The 18,680-nt window shown below is 32.0% G+C and carries 17 protein-coding genes and 1 other annotated feature; all 17 genes read right to left on the reverse strand.

Annotation, left to right across the window (positions count from 1 at the left end):
- Positions 1–50: 50 nt before the first annotated feature.
- Positions 51–812 (reverse strand): tryptophan synthase subunit alpha, encoded by a 762-nt coding sequence (trpA, locus tag GQF29_RS07510; protein ID WP_054325454.1) that lies wholly within the window; start codon positions 810–812, stop codon positions 51–53.
- Positions 805–1,989, reverse strand: coding sequence for a tryptophan synthase subunit beta (gene trpB / locus GQF29_RS07515; RefSeq protein ID WP_054325455.1), 1,185 nt, complete (start codon positions 1,987–1,989; stop codon positions 805–807). The genes trpA and trpB overlap by 8 nt, the downstream gene beginning before the upstream one ends.
- The gene (locus GQF29_RS07520; protein WP_008789153.1) at positions 1,976–2,560 is read right to left on the reverse strand and encodes a phosphoribosylanthranilate isomerase; all 585 of its coding nucleotides are present in this window, start codon (positions 2,558–2,560) and stop codon (positions 1,976–1,978) included. The genes trpB and GQF29_RS07520 overlap by 14 nt, the downstream gene beginning before the upstream one ends.
- The gene (trpC, locus tag GQF29_RS07525) at positions 2,550–3,338 is read right to left on the reverse strand and encodes an indole-3-glycerol phosphate synthase TrpC (protein WP_008789152.1); all 789 of its coding nucleotides are present in this window, start codon (positions 3,336–3,338) and stop codon (positions 2,550–2,552) included. Before trpC ends, GQF29_RS07520 begins: the two co-directional genes overlap by 11 nt.
- Positions 3,335–4,348, reverse strand: a complete 1,014-nt coding sequence (trpD, locus tag GQF29_RS07530) for an anthranilate phosphoribosyltransferase (protein WP_008789151.1) — start codon at positions 4,346–4,348, stop codon at positions 3,335–3,337. The genes trpC and trpD overlap by 4 nt, the downstream gene beginning before the upstream one ends.
- The gene (locus tag GQF29_RS07535) at positions 4,345–4,911 is read right to left on the reverse strand and encodes an anthranilate synthase component II (protein ID WP_008789150.1); all 567 of its coding nucleotides are present in this window, start codon (positions 4,909–4,911) and stop codon (positions 4,345–4,347) included. Before GQF29_RS07535 ends, trpD begins: the two co-directional genes overlap by 4 nt.
- Positions 4,908–6,371, reverse strand: a complete 1,464-nt coding sequence (gene trpE / locus GQF29_RS07540) for an anthranilate synthase component I (RefSeq protein ID WP_008789149.1) — start codon at positions 6,369–6,371, stop codon at positions 4,908–4,910. Before trpE ends, GQF29_RS07535 begins: the two co-directional genes overlap by 4 nt.
- Positions 6,372–6,419: 48 nt before the next feature.
- Positions 6,420–6,665, reverse strand: a binding site (T-box leader).
- 108 nt (positions 6,666–6,773) lie between these two features.
- A complete protein-coding gene (locus GQF29_RS07545; protein ID WP_008789148.1) occupies positions 6,774–7,349 on the reverse strand; it encodes a lipoprotein 17-related variable surface protein in 576 nt (191 codons plus the stop codon).
- Positions 7,350–7,648: 299 nt separating this feature from the next.
- Positions 7,649–8,371 (reverse strand): ATP-binding cassette domain-containing protein, encoded by a 723-nt coding sequence (locus GQF29_RS07550; RefSeq protein ID WP_017144036.1) that lies wholly within the window; start codon positions 8,369–8,371, stop codon positions 7,649–7,651.
- Positions 8,364–9,917: an ABC transporter permease/substrate-binding protein gene (locus GQF29_RS07555; protein WP_117769096.1), complete on the reverse strand. Its 1,554-nt coding sequence runs from the start codon at positions 9,915–9,917 to the stop codon at positions 8,364–8,366. The genes GQF29_RS07550 and GQF29_RS07555 overlap by 8 nt, the downstream gene beginning before the upstream one ends.
- Before the next feature lie 38 nt (positions 9,918–9,955).
- Positions 9,956–10,714: an SDR family NAD(P)-dependent oxidoreductase gene (locus tag GQF29_RS07560; RefSeq protein ID WP_008789145.1), complete on the reverse strand. Its 759-nt coding sequence runs from the start codon at positions 10,712–10,714 to the stop codon at positions 9,956–9,958.
- Positions 10,715–10,719: 5 nt separating this feature from the next.
- A complete protein-coding gene (trxB, locus tag GQF29_RS07565) occupies positions 10,720–11,637 on the reverse strand; it encodes a thioredoxin-disulfide reductase (RefSeq protein ID WP_008789144.1) in 918 nt (305 codons plus the stop codon).
- 16 nt (positions 11,638–11,653) lie between these two features.
- A complete protein-coding gene (locus tag GQF29_RS07570) occupies positions 11,654–11,962 on the reverse strand; it encodes a thioredoxin family protein (RefSeq protein WP_008789143.1) in 309 nt (102 codons plus the stop codon).
- A 153-nt stretch (positions 11,963–12,115) separates the two neighbouring features.
- Positions 12,116–13,546 (reverse strand): glycoside hydrolase family 1 protein, encoded by a 1,431-nt coding sequence (locus GQF29_RS07575; RefSeq protein WP_008789142.1) that lies wholly within the window; start codon positions 13,544–13,546, stop codon positions 12,116–12,118.
- 19 nt (positions 13,547–13,565) lie between these two features.
- A complete protein-coding gene (locus tag GQF29_RS07580; RefSeq protein ID WP_008789141.1) occupies positions 13,566–15,152 on the reverse strand; it encodes a PTS transporter subunit EIIC in 1,587 nt (528 codons plus the stop codon).
- A gap of 82 nt (positions 15,153–15,234) precedes the next feature.
- Positions 15,235–17,190: a BglG family transcription antiterminator gene (locus GQF29_RS07585; protein WP_008789140.1), complete on the reverse strand. Its 1,956-nt coding sequence runs from the start codon at positions 17,188–17,190 to the stop codon at positions 15,235–15,237.
- 160 nt (positions 17,191–17,350) lie between these two features.
- Complete coding sequence (locus tag GQF29_RS07590; protein WP_117598879.1) at positions 17,351–18,535, reverse strand: MFS transporter; 1,185 nt, start codon at positions 18,533–18,535, stop codon at positions 17,351–17,353.
- Between the last annotated feature and the right edge of the window lie 145 nt (positions 18,536–18,680).

The following is an 18,680-nucleotide window of genomic DNA, read 5'->3' on the forward strand; positions in this document are numbered from 1 at the left end:
CATCAAAAAAAAGATTTATTCCTATATACTGGAGTGAATCCTTTTTTATTTTAAATAAGCATACTTTTTACATATTCATATAACGCATTATGAGCATGTTCACCATACTGAGCAATGATTTTCACTATAGCACTTCCAACAATGACACCATCAGCATATTTTCTCATTTCCTGAGCTTGATCAGGACTGTGAATGCCAAATCCAATAGCAACAGGGATATCAGTAACAGCTTTAATATCATGAACAATCTTTGATACATCTGTATGAATATCTTGACGTACACCAGTGACTCCCATTGATGAAACTAAATAAATGAATCCTTCTGCTTCTTTAGCAATCATTTTAATTCTATCTTGAGATGTTGGACCAATCATGGAAATGACTGTAATACCATATACTTTTGCAACCTTTTTAACTTCTTGGCACTCTTCATAAGGACAGTCAGGAATAATGATACCATCTACTCCTACTTCTTGACACTTTTGAAAGAACTTATCATATTGATAGTGAAAGACAGGATTTAAATATGTCATGAGACAAATGGGAATTTGTGAATATTGACGGACATTTATAACAATATCAAATACTTGGTGCGTTGTCATTTTATTCTTTAAAGAACGAATATTTGCCGCTTGAATGACTGGACCTTCAGCTACGGGATCACTAAAAGGTATTCCAATTTCAATCAGTGAAGCTCCAGCTTTTTCCATTTCTAAAATATACTCCACTGTTTTTTCCTGAGTTGGATCCCCAGCTGTTAAAAAAGCAATAAATGCTTTTTGATCCTGAAATGCATTTTTTATTCTATTCATTGATCTCAATCCCCCTATACTTTGCTATGGCAGCAACATCTTTATCTCCTCTACCTGACAAACAAATCATAACTATATCATCCTTTGCAAGAGTTGGGACAATTTTCCTTGCATATGCAACTGCATGAGCACTCTCAATTGCACAAATAATTCCTTCTGTCTTTGCTAGATATTCAAAGGCTTCAACGGCTTCATCATCAGTTACAGGTACATATTGAGCACGATGGATGTCATGTAAATGAGCATGTTCTGGTCCTATACCTGGATAATCCAATCCTGCAGATATTGAGTAAACTGGAGCAATTTGACCATATTCATCTTGGCAAAAGTATGATTTCATACCATGAAACACCCCTAATGTTCCAGTATTTATAGTTGCTGCAGTTAATGCTGTATCAACGCCTTTACCAGCCGCTTCACAACCAATCAATTGTACATCTGGCTCATCAATAAAATGAGCAAACATTCCCATAGCATTGCTTCCTCCACCAACACATGCCATAACAACAGTTGGTAATTTTCCTTCTTTCTCTAATATTTGAGCCTTAGCCTCCTGAGAAATAACACTTTGGAAGTCTCGAACTATCATTGGAAAAGGGTGTGGTCCCATGACAGACCCTAAAACATAAAGTGTATCATCGACTCGCTTTGTCCATTCACGCATAGCCTCATTCACTGCATCTTTTAATGTCATTGTTCCTGTTGTTACACTATGCACCCTTGCTCCTAATAACTCCATACGATAGACATTAAGTGATTGCCTATCTGTATCCTCTTTTCCCATAAAGATATCACATTCCAAACCAAGCAACGCTGCAGCGGTCGCAGTCGCAACCCCATGTTGTCCAGCACCTGTTTCAGCAATAACTCTTGTTTTTCCCATCTTCTTCGCCATCAATACTTGCCCTAATACATTATTAATTTTATGTGAACCTGTATGATTTAAATCTTCACGTTTTAAATAGACTTTTGCGCCATCTAAATCAACTGTCATTTTTTGAGCATAATATAATAAAGAAGGTCTTCCTGCATATTCATTTAACAAAAAAGTTAATTCTTCTTGAAAGGCTTTATCATTTTTATAAAATTCATATGCTTCTTCTACTTTATGAATCTCATTCATAAGTGTTTCTGGAATATATTGTCCACCATGTATTCCATATCTACCTGTTTCCATATTTCACTTTCCTCACTATTCTTTTTATTTTTTCTTTATCTTTATATCCATTCGTTTCTACACCACTACTTATATCCAATCCTAAACAATCTACCTTTAATGCATCATCAATATTATTCAAATCAATTCCACCTGCTAAAAAGAAAGGTAATTTCATTTGAGGAATCTTTCTCCAATCAAAACATTGTCCACTTCCTGCAATTATTGAATCAAAGAGATAATAATCAATATCTGTGTATAAGTTAAAATTATCAACATTGACTGCTTTTATAATAGGTATATTTATATTTTTTCTAAGATTCGAGATATAACTTTGATCCTCATGTCCATGAAGTTGAACCATATCTATAATATTTTCCTGTACAAGCATTACAATATCATGAATATCACTATCTACAAAAACTCCTACTTTTTTAATTTTAGGATGAAGTCTTTGACTTAAATTCATTGCTTCTGCTTTCGTGACTTGACGACGACTTTTAGCAAAAACAAATCCAATATAATCAGGCATAGCCTCATTGACTGCATCAATATCTTCATTTCTAAAAAGACCACATATTTTAATTTTCATATTGACCTCTTAATTGCTGAAATGCAATTTCTTTATTTTCAGCTTTCATAATAGCCTCGCCAATCAAAACTGCATCCACATGATTTTGTTTTAAGAGTTTTATATCCTCATGTGTATGAATACCACTTTCTGATACAAAGAGGATATGTTCAGGAACATGTCTTCGCAGTTCTATACTGTTATGAAAATCAACTGTAAAATCTTTAAGATTGCGGTTATTAACACCAATGATTTTGGCGTTTGCTTTGATAGCTCTTTCTATCTCATGTTTATTGTGTGTCTCGACAAGAACACTTAACCCTAAGACTTCTGCTAATTGAATATAGGAATTTAATTGTTCATCATTAAGAATTGCACAGATTAATAAAATAGCATCTGCTCCAATTTGTTTTGCTTCATAAATCATATATTCATCAATAATAAAATCTTTACGAAGAACTGGAATATGAACATATTCTTTAATTTCTTTTAAATATTGGTTATCTCCTTGAAAGAAAGTTGGTTCAGTTAATACTGAAATAGCACTTGCTCCAATTCTTTCATACTCTTTAGCAATCTCTATATAGTCAAACTCTTTTGCGATTAATCCCTTAGAAGGCGAAGCCTTCTTCACTTCTAGAATAAATGACATATCTTTGCTTTGTAGTGCTTTATAAAATAAATATTGTTGAGTCACTTCCAAAGCCTCGACTTGTTGTTTTAAAATATCAAGTGAAAGCAATTCCTTTTGTCTTTGTAATCTTATTTTCGTTTTTTCGACTATCTGCTCAAGAATCATACTTCTACCTGTGAAGCTTGAATAAAATCCTCTAATTTCTTCAAAGCTTTCCCCTCATCAATCATTTGTCTTGCTATTGCAATCCCTTCCTGTAGGTCCTGGGCCTTACCGCCTATATAAATTGCTGCTCCTGCATTCATTAAAACAGCATCTCGTTTAGGACCTTTTTGTCCTTTTAATATATCTAATGTGATTTTTGCATTTTCTTGTGGAGTCCCTCCTACCAGTTCTTCTTTTAAACAACGCTCAAACCCAAATTGTTCAGGTGTTATTTTATAACATGTATAGTGTCCATCATGAATCTCACAGATTTGTGTTGAAGAAGATAAAGAAATCTCATCTAAGCCATCTTCTCCATAAACAACCATTGCACGTTTGACTCCTAAATTATTAAGCACTCTTGCGAGGGGTTCAACTAATGTCTCATCATAGACTCCCATGATTTGCATTGATGCTCCTGCTGGATTCGTTAATGGCCCGAGAATATTAAAAACTGTTCTGATTCCCAATTCTTTTCTGACAGGGGCAACATATTTCATTGCAATATGATAGTTTTGAGCAAAGAGAAAACATATATCTATTTGTTTCAAAAGATCTGCGCTCTGTTTTGGTGATATATCAATTTTTACTCCCAATGCTTCTAATACATCTGCTGCACCACACTTTGAACTTGCTGCCCGATTACCATGTTTTGCAACTTTGATACCACTTGCTGCAATAACAAGTGAAGACGTTGTAGAAATATTAAATGAATTTGAATGGTCTCCACCTGTTCCAACAATCTCTAATACATCTTCATCGTTTAATATTTTAATACAATGTTCACGCATTCCTCCTGCACTTCCTGTGATTTCATCAATTGTTTCACCTTTTAAACTTAGTGCTGTTAAATAACTTGCCATTTGTATCTGTGATGCCTCACCTGCCATAATTTCATTCATGCATTCATATGCCTGTTGTTTTGATAAATTATTTCCTTGTGCTAATAACTGAATCGCTTCTTTAATCATTTTTTCATTCCCCCTATAAAATTTTGTATAATTCTTAATCCATCATTTGTTAAAATAGATTCTGGATGAAACTGCAATCCATAAACAGGATAAAGATTATGCTTCACTGCCATAATCTCACCTTGACTTGTTTTCGCTATAACTTTCAAATCTTTTGATATATTCTTGACTATTAAAGAGTGATATCTTGCGACTTGAATGGATTTCTCTAAGCCCTGAAATAGAACATCATCTTGTAAATAAATGAGTGATGTTTTCCCATGCATTAATTCTTTTGCATAGGTAATCTCACTTTGGAAGACTTCACAAATTGCCTGATGACCTAAACAAATTCCTAATATTGGTACAGAACGATAAAATTGTTTAATAACACTTTCTATAATACCTGCTTCATGTGGATGTCCTGGACCTGGTGAAAGCACAATAGCTTGAGGATTCAATTTATGAATATCTTCTAGAGATAATTCATCATTTCTAACAACTTGAATATCTGACTCAATAGTTCCTATAAGCTGATATAGGTTATAAGAAAAACTATCATAATTATCAATCAGTAAAATCATAATTTCCCTCCTTGAGAACACTTTAAAGCATCCATAATAGCTGCTGCTTTTTGACAGCACTCTTGGAATTCTTTCTCTGGCTGGCTATCAGCAACAATGCCTGCTCCACTGCTTACATATACTTTGTTTTTCGTTTTATAAGCAAATCTAATGGCAATACATGTATCCATTTGCCCAGAAAAGCCGATATATCCTATAGCCCCACCATAGAGGTAGCGTTTATGGCCTTCTAATTCATAAATCAGAGAACTGGCTTTGATTTTTGGTGCTCCTGATAAAGTTCCAGCTGGTAATAATGCATCGATCGCATCTATTGCATCTTTATCTGGTAAAATTTTACCACTCACTGTCGAACCAATATGCATAACATGAGAATATTTGAGAATACTCAGATACTCTTCAACTCGAACACTCTTAAACTGACTGATTTTCCCTATATCATTTCTTCCTAAATCAACAAGCATATTGTGTTCTGCCAACTCTTTTTGGTCATTTAATAGATCTGTTTCATTTTGTTTATCTTCCTCTATCGTTTTACCTCTAGGTCTTGTACCTGCTAGTGGATACGTATATAATTTGTTATCGTCTAATTTTACTAATGTTTCTGGAGAAGCACCAACTATCTCTAAATCCTCAGTAGAAAGATAAAACATATAGGGTGATGGATTTGTTTCTCTCAAGTTCTCATAGATTTGAATGAGACTTCCTTTTGCTTCAATCTCCCATCGATTAGAAAGAACAATTTGAAAGATATCACCTTCATAAATATGCTTTTTTGCTTGTTCAACGATTTCACAGTATTTCTCTTTTGAAAATAAGGATAGACATGGTTCTTTTATTTGTAGTGCTGGAATCAATGATTTTTGATTTTGTTGAATCATACAATGAAGTTCTTCAAGTTTTTGCATTCCTTTTTGATATTCAACTTCTAGATTCTGAATGGGAACATGAGTGACCAATTGAATCATATGTTCCTGATGATCAAAACAAATGACTGTATCAAATAACATTAAATACATATCAGGAATCTTTTCATTATCATCTTTATCCCTCTTTAATGTCGGCTCATTATAATGAAAATACTCATACCCAAAGAAGCCAACCAGTCCCCCTGTAAAAGGTGGCAATGATGGGATAAATGGAGTTTTATAATGGGATAAAAGATTTCGGAGATAATCATGTGGGTGATCAACTCTATATTTTTCCTGACCAACAATGATTTGATGATCATAACAAGCTATTGACATAACTGGGTTATAGCCTAAGAAAGAATATCGACTCCAACGTTTTTGATGATCAGCACTTTCTAATAAATAACATTCTTGATTGTTTCCCTTGAGTTCTTTAAGAATATTCATTGGCGTTAAATCCTTTGCAGGAAACTTTTTGTAGATTGGTACGATATCATAATCACCTTTTTCAAGATAACTTTGAATTTCTGATAATATTGAATAACTCATTTTCTTCCTCCTTATAAAACAAAAAATCCGTCCCGACAGAAAAATTCTGTCAAGGACGGACAATATATAAACCCGCGGTACCACCTTGTTTTATGCTAAAAAAGCATACTCTTTATATAGAATGCTATCACATTCCTGACTACTAACGTAAGTCTTTACGTCAAAAGATACTCAGCATTTGCTTTTCATTTTGCCCTCAGTGGTCCATTTAATAGGCTGCGTTCTGCTTGTTTCCACCATCCAAGCTCTCTAGTAGTGCACGATCTATTTTTATCTCCACATCAATGGTTTATTTTTTACTACTATAAATGAGATAAAACAAATTGTCAATAAAAAAATATTTTATTAATTTATTATTTATCACTCATTATAGAAAAGAAGTTATTAAAATATATGCAAAACTTAATCAATATGTTCATTATTTTTATTTAATTGAATACTATCTTTCATCATATCAAGTGCAATATCTTTTAAGGATTTCATATCATTATTTTGCTTATTTTCAAAATCAATAGCAACTTCTATAAAGTGTTTAGAATTATAACGATGTAAAAGTTCTATATCTGATTCTCCTTGAGTAGTATAATAAATTCCTGACTCTTTATCTATTAATTGATAATCACTTCTTTGTGGGTGTGTATAACCTTTATGATTCTTAGAAACAGTATACTTCACTTTAAGAGTTCCAAATTGATCATTATTCTCATCAAACCAAAAATAATATGAATGATCTTGACCCTTAAATGTACCATAAAATCTTATATTATCAATCTCAGATAATGTTTTCTTTAGCACAGAACTATCAAAATATGACTTAGGATGATAGAAATCATAAAAGTCATCTCCTAGACTTGATTGAAAGTTTTTAACTGATGAATACCAGTTCATCTCAGTGTTTTTTGGTATTCGTATCATCATATAAATAGCTATAATGATAATAGCTATTGCAAATCCTATTCCATAAATAAGTTTCTTCATTTTTTCACCCTCTTATTATGACTCACATATTTTTAAAGTTTGCATAGATTAATATTGGGTTAGAAATAATCTCTAATCACATAAAGAGTCAGCCATCAGCATGGCGCCATATACTCCTCTTCCAATATCCTCTTACTCATTAGAGATTTTCTACCTCATTTTATGATTGTAAAGCATTCATATCTATACTTATTATACTATATATTGAATATCCAACCAAGATATTCAGTAGAAAAAATAATAATTAAAGAATATAAGGTTAAATAACAGAAAAAACAAAGGCTATTGGACCTTTGTTTCTATAAATATGATAATAATTGTTTGACAAAGTCAGTTTGAGGATGATCTAAAATATTTTGGCTTGTATCAAATTGCTCAATATGACCATCTTTCATAATCATAACACGATCTCCTAAGCGAAGAGCTTCCTGTATGTTATGAGTAACAAAAACAAGTGTAAATGGAACTTTTTGATGAATACGTAAAAGTTCATCTTGTAAGCCATGTCTGGTAATTTCATCAACAGCTCCAAAAGCTTCATCCATCAGAATAATCTGAGGATTAGCTGCTAAAGCTCTTGCAATACCAATACGTTGTTTTTGTCCACCACTTAGTTCATCAGGATACCTTTTTAAGATATCTTGATCCAAATCCATCATAACTATCAGTTCATGAACTCTTTCTTTAATCATTTGAGGATCTGTTTTTTGAAGTCTTAATACATAAGAAATATTGTCTTCAATGTTCATATGTGGGAAAAGTCCTATATTTTGAATAACATAACCAATATGTCTTCTTAATTCATTTTGATTGATTGTTTGAATATCAATACCATCAATATAAACGTGTCCCTGATCAGGCAGTAACAAACCATTAATGAGCTTTAACATTGTCGTTTTTCCACTACCACTTCCTCCAATAACACTAATCATTTCATGGGAGTCAATCTCAACTGAGAAATCTTTTAAAATTTGATTATCATCATATGCTTTATCAATATGTTCCAAACGTATACTACTCATCTTTTGACTCCTCCCATAATCCTTTGCTTTGAAGGAATGCTTTTGCAACATCCTTATCATTTTTCTTTTCTTGTTCTACTTGATAATTCATTGTTGCCATTTCTTTTTCACTAATCAATCCATCCATTAACATAAGAACTGATTTTAATTCAGGATATTCTTCTAAAACAGTTTGTCTCACAACGCTTCCAGCATAATATGTTTCAAAATAATGCTGATCATCTTCTAATAAAACAATTTCTGAATCACTTAATTGCCCATCTGTTGTAAAGGCAATAATAACATCAACTTGATTTTTACGTAAAGCATCATATTTTAATCCAATATCTAAATCTACTGTCTTTTTAAAATGGAAGTCATTAGCTTCACTCATAGCTTTATAGCCATCATCACGCTCATAGAAATCATACTCACTACCAAATATCAATTGACTTGAAATAGCTGCTAAATCTGAATACGATTTTAAGTTATAACGATTAGCCAATTCTTTTGTGACTGCTAAACCATATGTATTATTAAAACCATATAATCCAACCCAATCTAATTGATATTGAACTTGATACTTTTCTACCAACTGTTTATACAATGTTTCTTCATCCGGAAAAGCTGTTTCTTTAAGCACAAAATTCCATGCTGTTCCAGTATATTCAGGATAAATATCAAATTCACCACTTAACATAGCAGGATGAATATTACTTGTCCCTCCTCCAACACCTTTTGTAAGTTCTACATCAATATCTGTTCTTTGTTCAATCAGCATTTTCAGCATTTCACCAATGACAAATTCCTCAGTCATAGGTTTTGTAGCAATATGGATTGTTTTATCTTTATGGGGTACATAAAACAAACTTGCTGCAAAAACAATCATAGCACTCAATACTACAATGACGACTTTTTGTTTTTTCTTCTTACTGTGACGACGATTTTGAATATAACGTTCAAACAAGGCAATTAAGAAGTCTGCTAAAAACGCTAAAATAGCCACAGTTAAACTGCCAGCTAAAGTCATTGTTATATTATTTGTTGTAATACCACGATAAATAGCAACCCCTAAACCACCAGCTCCAATAAAAGAAGCAATACCTGCTAAGGCAATTGTCATCACAGTCATATTTTTAAAACCAGATAATATAACAGGAAAAGCTAAAGGGAGTTTAATTTGAAAAAGAATCTGTTTTCTAGTACTTCCCATTCCTTTTGCGGCTTCTAATATATCTTTATCAACACCTTGAATACCTGTATATGTGTTTCTGATAATGGGTAACAAAGCATATAGACTCAAAGCTATAATTGCACTCTTATTTCCAATTCCAGTTACTGGTATTAAAAAACCTAACATAGAGATAGAAGGGATTGTGTATAAAAAACTCACAATCCCTAATACAATCGGAGACGTTTTCTTGTTTTCTGCTATAAATATACCTAAAGCAATACCAATCATTGTTGCTATAATAATAGCAATAATTGATATTTGTAAATGTTCTAATATTAAAGGGAGAAGAAAATCAGAACGTTCACTATAAAACTTCATTAACTCTTGAATCATAAATATCTACCTCTAACATATCATATGTTCTTTCTTTATTATGCTCTAAGACCACTACCTCCTTGTAAAACAATTGTCTCACCGCTAATAAAACTTGCATCATCACTTGCTAAGAATACACAAGTTCTACCAACATCTTTTTTAGCATCACCAAAACGACCCAATGGGATACCTTTAATTGTCTGCTCATAGTGGTCTGGATGTTCCTTCTTCCATTGTAACATTTGTTTTGTCTCAACTAAAGGACAAATGATATTAACATTAATACCATCTGCTCCCCACTCAGTTGCTGCAACTCTGCTTAATCCTCGAATACCTTCTTTAGCAGCCGCATATGAAGATTGTCCAATACGTCCTGAAAATCCAGCACCAGAAGCAAAATTAATAATCGCTCCTTGACTTTCTTTTAAGTATGGATGAGCTTCTCGCATATAGAAGAATGTTGCATATAAGCCTGTATCAACTGATAAAGCAAAATCTTCTTTTGAATGTTCAATTAATAATTTACCTGAGCGTGATGCCATTGCATTATTAATCAAAACATCAATATGTCCAAAAGCTTGTACTGTTTGCTCAATAACTTTTTTTACATCACTCTCAACAGCCCCATCAGCTTGAATAGCAAGAACTTGAATTCCAAATTCATTTTCTAGTTCTTGTTTTGCTTGATCAAGAGATTCCTGATGGCGACCAGTAATCACAAGGTTAGCACCTTCTTCACCAAAAGCTTCAGCAACACCTCTTCCAATCCCTTTGCCACCACCTGTAATGATAACAACTTTTTCTTTCATTTTCACGAAAATCACTCCTTATCTAATAAATACTGCTCTATATAATATGAACATGTTGCACCATCACTAGCTGCTGTAACAATCTGCCTTAAAGCTTTTGTTCTGACATCACCGATTGCAAAAACACCAGGGATATTTGTACATGTTGATTCATCAGCTATAATATACCCACTTTTATCTAATTCTAATTGACCTTTCACAATCTCTGTATCAGGAATTCTTCCAATAGCAACAAATAGTCCATCACAATCTATTTGGGTCATTTCATTTGTGACTACATTTTGTACTTTAACACCTGTCACATGCTTGTCTGCCAAGATTTCTACAACTTGACTATTCCACACGAAATGTATATGACTCTTTTTTAATTGCTCTTCATAAACACGAGAAGCGCGTAAACTATCACGACGGTGAATCAAAGTCACATGATGACATATTTTTGATAGATATAATGCATCTGCAATGGCACTATTTCCTCCACCAACAATGACAACATCTTTATCTTTAAACATCATTCCGTCACATGTTGCACAATAAGCAACACCTCTTCCTCTAAGTTGTGATTCATTTTCTATCCCTAGTTCTCTTGGATGAGCACCACTTGCCATAACAACACTTTTGGCTAAGATAACACCACCTGTTGTTATAACTTGTTTAGGGTTTTCTTCTAATTTCAGTTCTGTAACTGTTTCATACATTGTTTCTGCTCCAAAACCTTCTGCCTGATTCTGCATTTTCTCTGCCAAATCAAACCCATCAATACCTTTATCAAATCCAGGATAATTGTCTACTTGACCAGTTGTAGCCATCTGTCCGCCAGCTGATAATTGTTCAATAACCAAAACCGATCTTGCATTTCTTGCATTATATAAAGCTGCACTGTATCCAGCAGGTCCACCACCAATAATAACGACATCATATGTTTTCATTATATATTCCTCTCTTCTATAAGACTTGATTATCTTTTAACCAATCAGTAATTAATGATTTTGCTTGTGGAGCTATTAAAGGTTCACTAGCTATACCATTTCTTAAAACAAGTAATGTTGGAATTGTCTCAACTCTATAACTCTCACTCAATTCTTCAAAATCATCAATATTGACTTGCATAATATCTATATCTTTTGCTACTGTTTTTAAAACAGGTGCTAATCTTTTACAATATCCACACCATGGTGCCCAAAATTCTACAACGACGACTTCTTTGTTTTTTAATTCTTCTAAATTATTATTTGTTACTGTTATTAAACTCATATATATATCCTCCTTTATGACTTTATACTTATATTATAACATGTAACTTTATTTATTCAAGTAACTTGCTTTATTATATGATAAACAAAAAAAGAACCACCTAGAGTGGTTCAATAACGTCAAATTTATTTTAAGTGATTTTCAAATAACCTTTTACAGTTCCTCTCCCTGTATTTGAATAATATTTTGATACCAATAAAATGAATCTTTTGGAATTCTTGATAAATCCCCACTACCATCATCATATTTATTCACATAGATGAAACCATATCTTTTCTTCATCTCACCATTTGTGGCACTCACCAAATCAATAGGACCCCACATTAAATAACCAATACATTCAATATGATCTTCAAGAATTGCTTTTTTCATTTCACGAAGATGCTGTTTTAAATAATCAATACGATAGTCATCATTGATTCTGCCATCAATAAATTCATCTACTGCTCCAAGTCCATTTTCAGTAATCATGATTGGTAAGCCATATTTACGATAAGTATAATTTAATAAATATCTCATTCCAACTGGATCAATAGCCCAACCCCATTTACTTTGTTTTAAATATGGATTTTGAACACCACCAAATAGTTTTTCATCATTTTCATTACCTTCACCTGTCTTTGATACACCCGTCTGATAATAATTAAGTCCAATAAAATCTATTTTCCCTTCAGCGAATGCTTGTGCATCTTCATGATTTATTTCTAAGTGAATACCAAAATCTTCATATTCCTTCATTTTATATGTTGGGAATTTTCCATTACACATAGCATCTATTTGATAATAGTCCCTATCCATTTCCTTAAATGCATTCATAACATTAACAGGATTGCAATCTCTGGGGTAAATTGGATGAATACCAAAGACACATCCTACAATATTATTTTTATCAATTTCTCTAATTAACTTTGTAGCCTTTACTCCTGCTAATGTCATATTGTAGCCAATAGTCGCTAATGATTCCCTCTTATCACCTGGAAGCTCATCATAAGTCAGTCCAGCAAGCATATAGACAAAGAAATCTGATGCTTCACTTTGGGGATCAATATGATTCATTTCATTAAAAGTCACCCAATATTTTACTAATCCTTTATATTCTCTAACAACTGTCTTCACATACTTTAAATAGAAATTAATCAAATCTCTATTCAACCATGAATTATATTTTCTTACTAAATGAATAGGCATTTCAAAGTGGAATAATGTAACAATTGGTTCAATATTGTATTCAATTAATGTTTGGATAACATCTTTATAATAATCTAATCCTTCTTGATTGGGTTGATTATCATCTCCATTAGGAAAAATACGTGACCAGTCAATTGATATACGTAACGCAGTGAATCCCATTTTGGCAAACAGCTTGATATCTTCTTTATATCTATGATAAAAGTCTATGGCTTCATGAGTTGGGTATAATGTGCCTTCTTCATGTTCTTTGGTAAATCTTCTTGGAACCTCATAACTTCCAGCAGTACAGTAATCCATTATTCCTGGACCTTTTCCACCTTCTTGCCAAGCACCTTCACATTGATGAGCAGCGATACTTCCTCCCCAGAAAAAATCTTTAGGAAACTTATTCATAATATTCATCTCCTTTATATTAAATCGTTTGATTATCTAATTCTTTTGACTCTTGTAATTCCTTTTCATATTGTTGTTTATCAGCCACTCTAAAGAATGGATAGTAAACGACAATTGTAATAACAACAATTAATATTGACCAAACTGTTGTTGAGATAGCCCCACCTGTCATAAAGAAACCAATTAAACCTGGTGGTAAAGTCCAAGGAACCATACCAATTGTAGGCATTGCAATAATTCCAGCTTCCATCAATAATACTGTAGACGTTGCTAATAAACCTGGTAGGAATACAAATGGAATAAAGAATATTGGGTTAAATGCAATTGGTGCACCAAAAATAACTGGTTCATTAATATTGAAAATACCAGGACCAACAGACATTCTTCCTAAAGTTTTAAAATACTTACTCTTCGCAATAAATGTCATTAATAAAACCAAACCAATAGTGGCACCAGTTCCTCCTGCCCAAATCATTGTATCAGTACCATAAGTTGTTGCAAAGATTGGGGCATTTCCAGCTAATACGGCAGCTTCATTTGCAGCACCATTAGCAACAATGAATGGATAAGCAACATTACACACAACTGCACTATTGATACCACAAAAGAATACTAATCCACATAACATATGATAAATTCCATATCCCCATGGAGAAGCAATTAATGATGAAACTGGTGACATTAATGTCTGAACCTGTGCATTAACATCAAATCCTAAGACAACTGAAATAAATGTCCATACACTTAAGATTGCCGTTGCAGGTAATAATGCAGAGAATGAGTCTGAGACCGCTGGTGGAACACCTTCAGGCATCTTAATCGCAATATTCTTTTCCTCAAAGAAATGCAAGGTATAAACGACTGTAAAACCTACAACAAGTGCAGTAAATAATCCAGATGAACCAAACCCTGCTACATTTAATCCTGTTTCAGCATCATACTGAGTAATTAAGAATGCAGAAACTGTAGTCACAGCAGTTTGGAATGGTTTTGTACCTAATTCATCAGATGCATAGAACCCCATTGATGCCGCTGTAAACAAACCCATAACTCCTGTTGTACAACTTGAAATTGTATTAAAGAAGTTGTTGGCTGGTGCTAAGAAATGAGCAACTGGTTCATAAGGAATATTAGCCAATAACGTTGCAATACTTCCAATAATTAATAATGCCATTGATGCAACCATTGAGTTACGAATGATTGTTAAAAATCTATTTGATCCAAGTTTGACTGCTATTGGCATTAACTTTGATTCAATGATACTTGTAAATGAACCCATTTTGATTTCCTCCTGTTTCATTTGTTCGATTTTGTTTAAAAGTTTTAGAAGAATAATCTCTCCATTCATTTGTCCGTAGTCTTCACGGCCGATTAAAAAGACACGAACTTTATAGGGTGCAGCAATTTTTTTAATTCTTTCAAATTCATAAACCAATGCTGGTGCTACTAATATGACGTCTACTTTACTTACATAGAGTGGTACTTGATTTCCACTGACTGCTGCTATTACAACATCTATTTCATGTTCTTTTGCAGCCAGCCTCATCTTTTTGACTAGAATGCTTGATGACATCCCAGCAGCACAACATAATAGAATTCTTTTCATTGCTTTCGCCTACCTACTTTCATTATAATTAAATTAGAAAATACTTAAATCGAACTCATTTCCCTTATAAAAGAGGAAATTATTAACCAAATAATGTATCTATATCATTTTCCTTTTGCTCTTCTGCAATTCTCTTAAGAATCTTTTTAAGATTTGTTAATGACGAATCTTTCTCTAACTCCTGCATAGCTTTTTTATCATAAACAAGAGAAGAGAGTGTTTCATGGAGTAACCCTAATGCATCTTTTGAATTCTTTTGAATACTTAATAAAAAGATATACTTCACTTGTTGATGTTTCCATTTTATTGGTTTTTTTAAAATACCTACAGTTATAAATGTTTCATTGGTCATTGGTTCCATTGGATGTGGCATGGCAATCATATTCCCAAATTCAGTTACAGAATAGTTTTCTCTTTTGAAAATTTCTTCTTCAAATCCATTTGGAATATCTTTAACTTGCTTAATATATGTACACATTTCATGAATTAATTCTTCTTTTGTTTTTCCTTTCAAATCATTAAAGAAAAGATTATCATGAAAATACTGATCAACAAATGACATTTCATTTTGATTTTTAAAGAACTCACTTAAAGAGATCATATCTTGGTTATCTAAAAAATATTGTACATGTATTGCAGGAATTTGTGTTGGAAAAGGAATAGGGACTGTACTTAATATAAAATCATATAAACTTTGATCTATATTAGGGAGTTCATATAGTTCTGTTACATAGATACTATTTATGTTTTCCTTGAATTTTTGTTTAATCTTATATAAAAGAATCTGTGAACTCCCCATCCCACTTGCACATATAATAATAATATTTTTCTTAGGGCCTTGTTTTTGATATCTTTCAATAGCTAATGCAAAATGTAGAGCAATATAACCAATTTCATTCTCACTGACATCTACCTGATAATTTTTTGCAATAATATTAGCTGTGAGTACACTAATTTCAAATGCTAGTGGATTTTCTGTTTTAATTTGTTCTAATAATGGATTTTGAATATACATACCATATTTTAGTCTATTCATCATTGGTTGGAGATGCAATGATAAAGATGTTTGTAAATCCATATCAGCAGTAAAATCAATATTATATTTATCTTTTATTTCTTTTATAATTTGTGTCATAAGTATTTCATATTCATGATTCATAAAAAGAGAGTTAGAACTATATTGAACTGCTTTTTTACCTGAAAGATGTAAAGCAATATAATAAATTTCTATATCAGGAAATATTACATGAAAACTGTGTTCAATTTCTCTACATAATTGAATAGCAATTTCATATTCTTTAGTATTCTTAATAGATTCATCATATTTATAGTGAGTGAGTTGTTCTTTTTCTTTCAGTCTTAATAATGCTATCATGATATGAATAACTAGGTTGTGAAATCCAATATCTGTCAATTTAAATTTCTGATTAACCATTGTTTCATATAATATTTTTGATATTTCTTCTTGCTGCTGACTAGATTTCGTTTGTGATAAAAACATATCATCATTACCATTGGTATGATAAAAGTATTGTGATATACAAGAACGTTTATGAAATTCGCTTCCTGTAATTTTCAAGCCATAGGCTGGCTTGGTCTCTAATTCTAAATGAAAATAATTTAATTTTTCTCTTACTTCTTTTAAATCATTACTTAATGTAGAACGGCTTACAAAAATCATATCACATATATCTTCTATCCTAATGTAATCATTTTGTGTTAAAAACATACGAATTAAATAATTCACTCGCTCTTCTGGATAAATAGGTATAAGCATCTGATTCTCTGATTCTTCTTTCATCATATCTTCTAAATAATGATAATAACTTTCTTCATTTATAACTTGTAATGTATATCCAACTGCATGTTTAGAAATAATTTGTATTCCATGTTGTAGAAATTCATTTTTGCATTCTTTAATATCATTCCTCAGTGTCCTTACAGTAATATCTAACTTCGTACAAAGTTCTGGTCCACTTATAGGACATTGACTTTGACTTAAAATTTTTAATAATTTAATAATTCGTTTCTTTTCCATAAAACCTATATATCCTTTCTCAATATAACCAAATCTATTATACAATACTTTCTTACACAAAAATTTCCATTTTCAAGCAAAAAATTTCCTCTTATAAAGAGGAAATCATAATTCTTTATTAATATGTCTATTCATGACACCTGTCTATTTTTCTTTGTATTCATGCACATTTTTGAGAATGAAAAACTAACATAACAAAAAAACTTATGCAAGTCATAATTAAAAAAACAATTGCATTCATATAAAAAATTGCACTCGGACCTCTAAAGATACAAATTGTTTCTAAGAATATGGCTCCATATGGTGATATCGCTATACCAAGGTTATATCCTACTAATAATAAAGATGTTGCTAAACCTGGATTACTAAGTTGACTATTATTAATTTTATCAATAAAGTAAGGTAAAATAAATCGAAAAGCAATACCAATGAGTATTCCAGCAAATAAAGTTGGTAAAATACTTGTTGCAATAGCAATGATATACATCGCTATTGTAAGTAAACTTAACCCTAGTGTTATTGTATATTCTTTACAGAATCGTAAAACCTTTGAAAATAGAAACCCACCTATCATTCCACCTATACCAATCATCATAATGACAAACGAGCCTGAACTTGTTTCTCCATAACCAACTGCCTGCATAACTCCTGCTACTTTTATTCCACTTAACATAAAGAAAATAGCAATGAAGAATATAGCTCCAACATACCCCAAAACCATTAAAGGAAAATCTTCCTTTGTATTTTGTCTTTCTTGAAATATCTGAGATTTATTTTTTTCAGTGATTTTATCTGTTGATACTTTTGGAACAAAAGTTATAAATAAGACTAAGATTGGAAAAGCAATCATATAGGCAAGAAACGAAGCATTCCAACTTATATTTAGTAATTGCCCAGAAATAAATGTGACAGCTAGTCCTCCCATACCTTCAAAAGCACTTTGGAAACCAAACATCTTAGATCTTTGTTCATTATCATAAAAATAGTTTACTAATGCAACCACTAAAGAATTAAAAAGTCCGATACCAAAACCAAAAATTGCTCTAGATACTAATATAATGTAAAAGTTATTAACAACAACAGGAATAAATCCTGCTACAGCAACAAGGGCTATCCCTATAGCTATTGTTCTTTTATATCCAATCTTTTTAGCAATTGTTGTACTTATCAACACAGAAATCATTAAGAAAAGAGATGGCAAAGTAGAAATCATCTCTACTAATGATAATGGAATATTAATAAATGCATCTGCTAATGCAGGTATATTACCATTAATAGCTGCTGCTGTTCCCATTAATAACGAAACAGATAATAATGAAATTTTTAACATATATTTATTTTTCATAAATAACCTCCTTTCAATAACAACAATATATTACAAATCCCAATATATCGCATTCTTTTATCACAAAGTTGTTACAACGCTTTATAATTGGTTCATAAATTACCCATTTATATGAAGCAGTGTTTCATATATAATAAATATAAGG

The organism is Coprobacillus cateniformis (assembly GCF_009767585.1).
In the GTDB taxonomy this organism is placed as follows: Bacteria; Bacillota_I; Bacilli_A; order Erysipelotrichales; family Coprobacillaceae; genus Coprobacillus; species Coprobacillus cateniformis.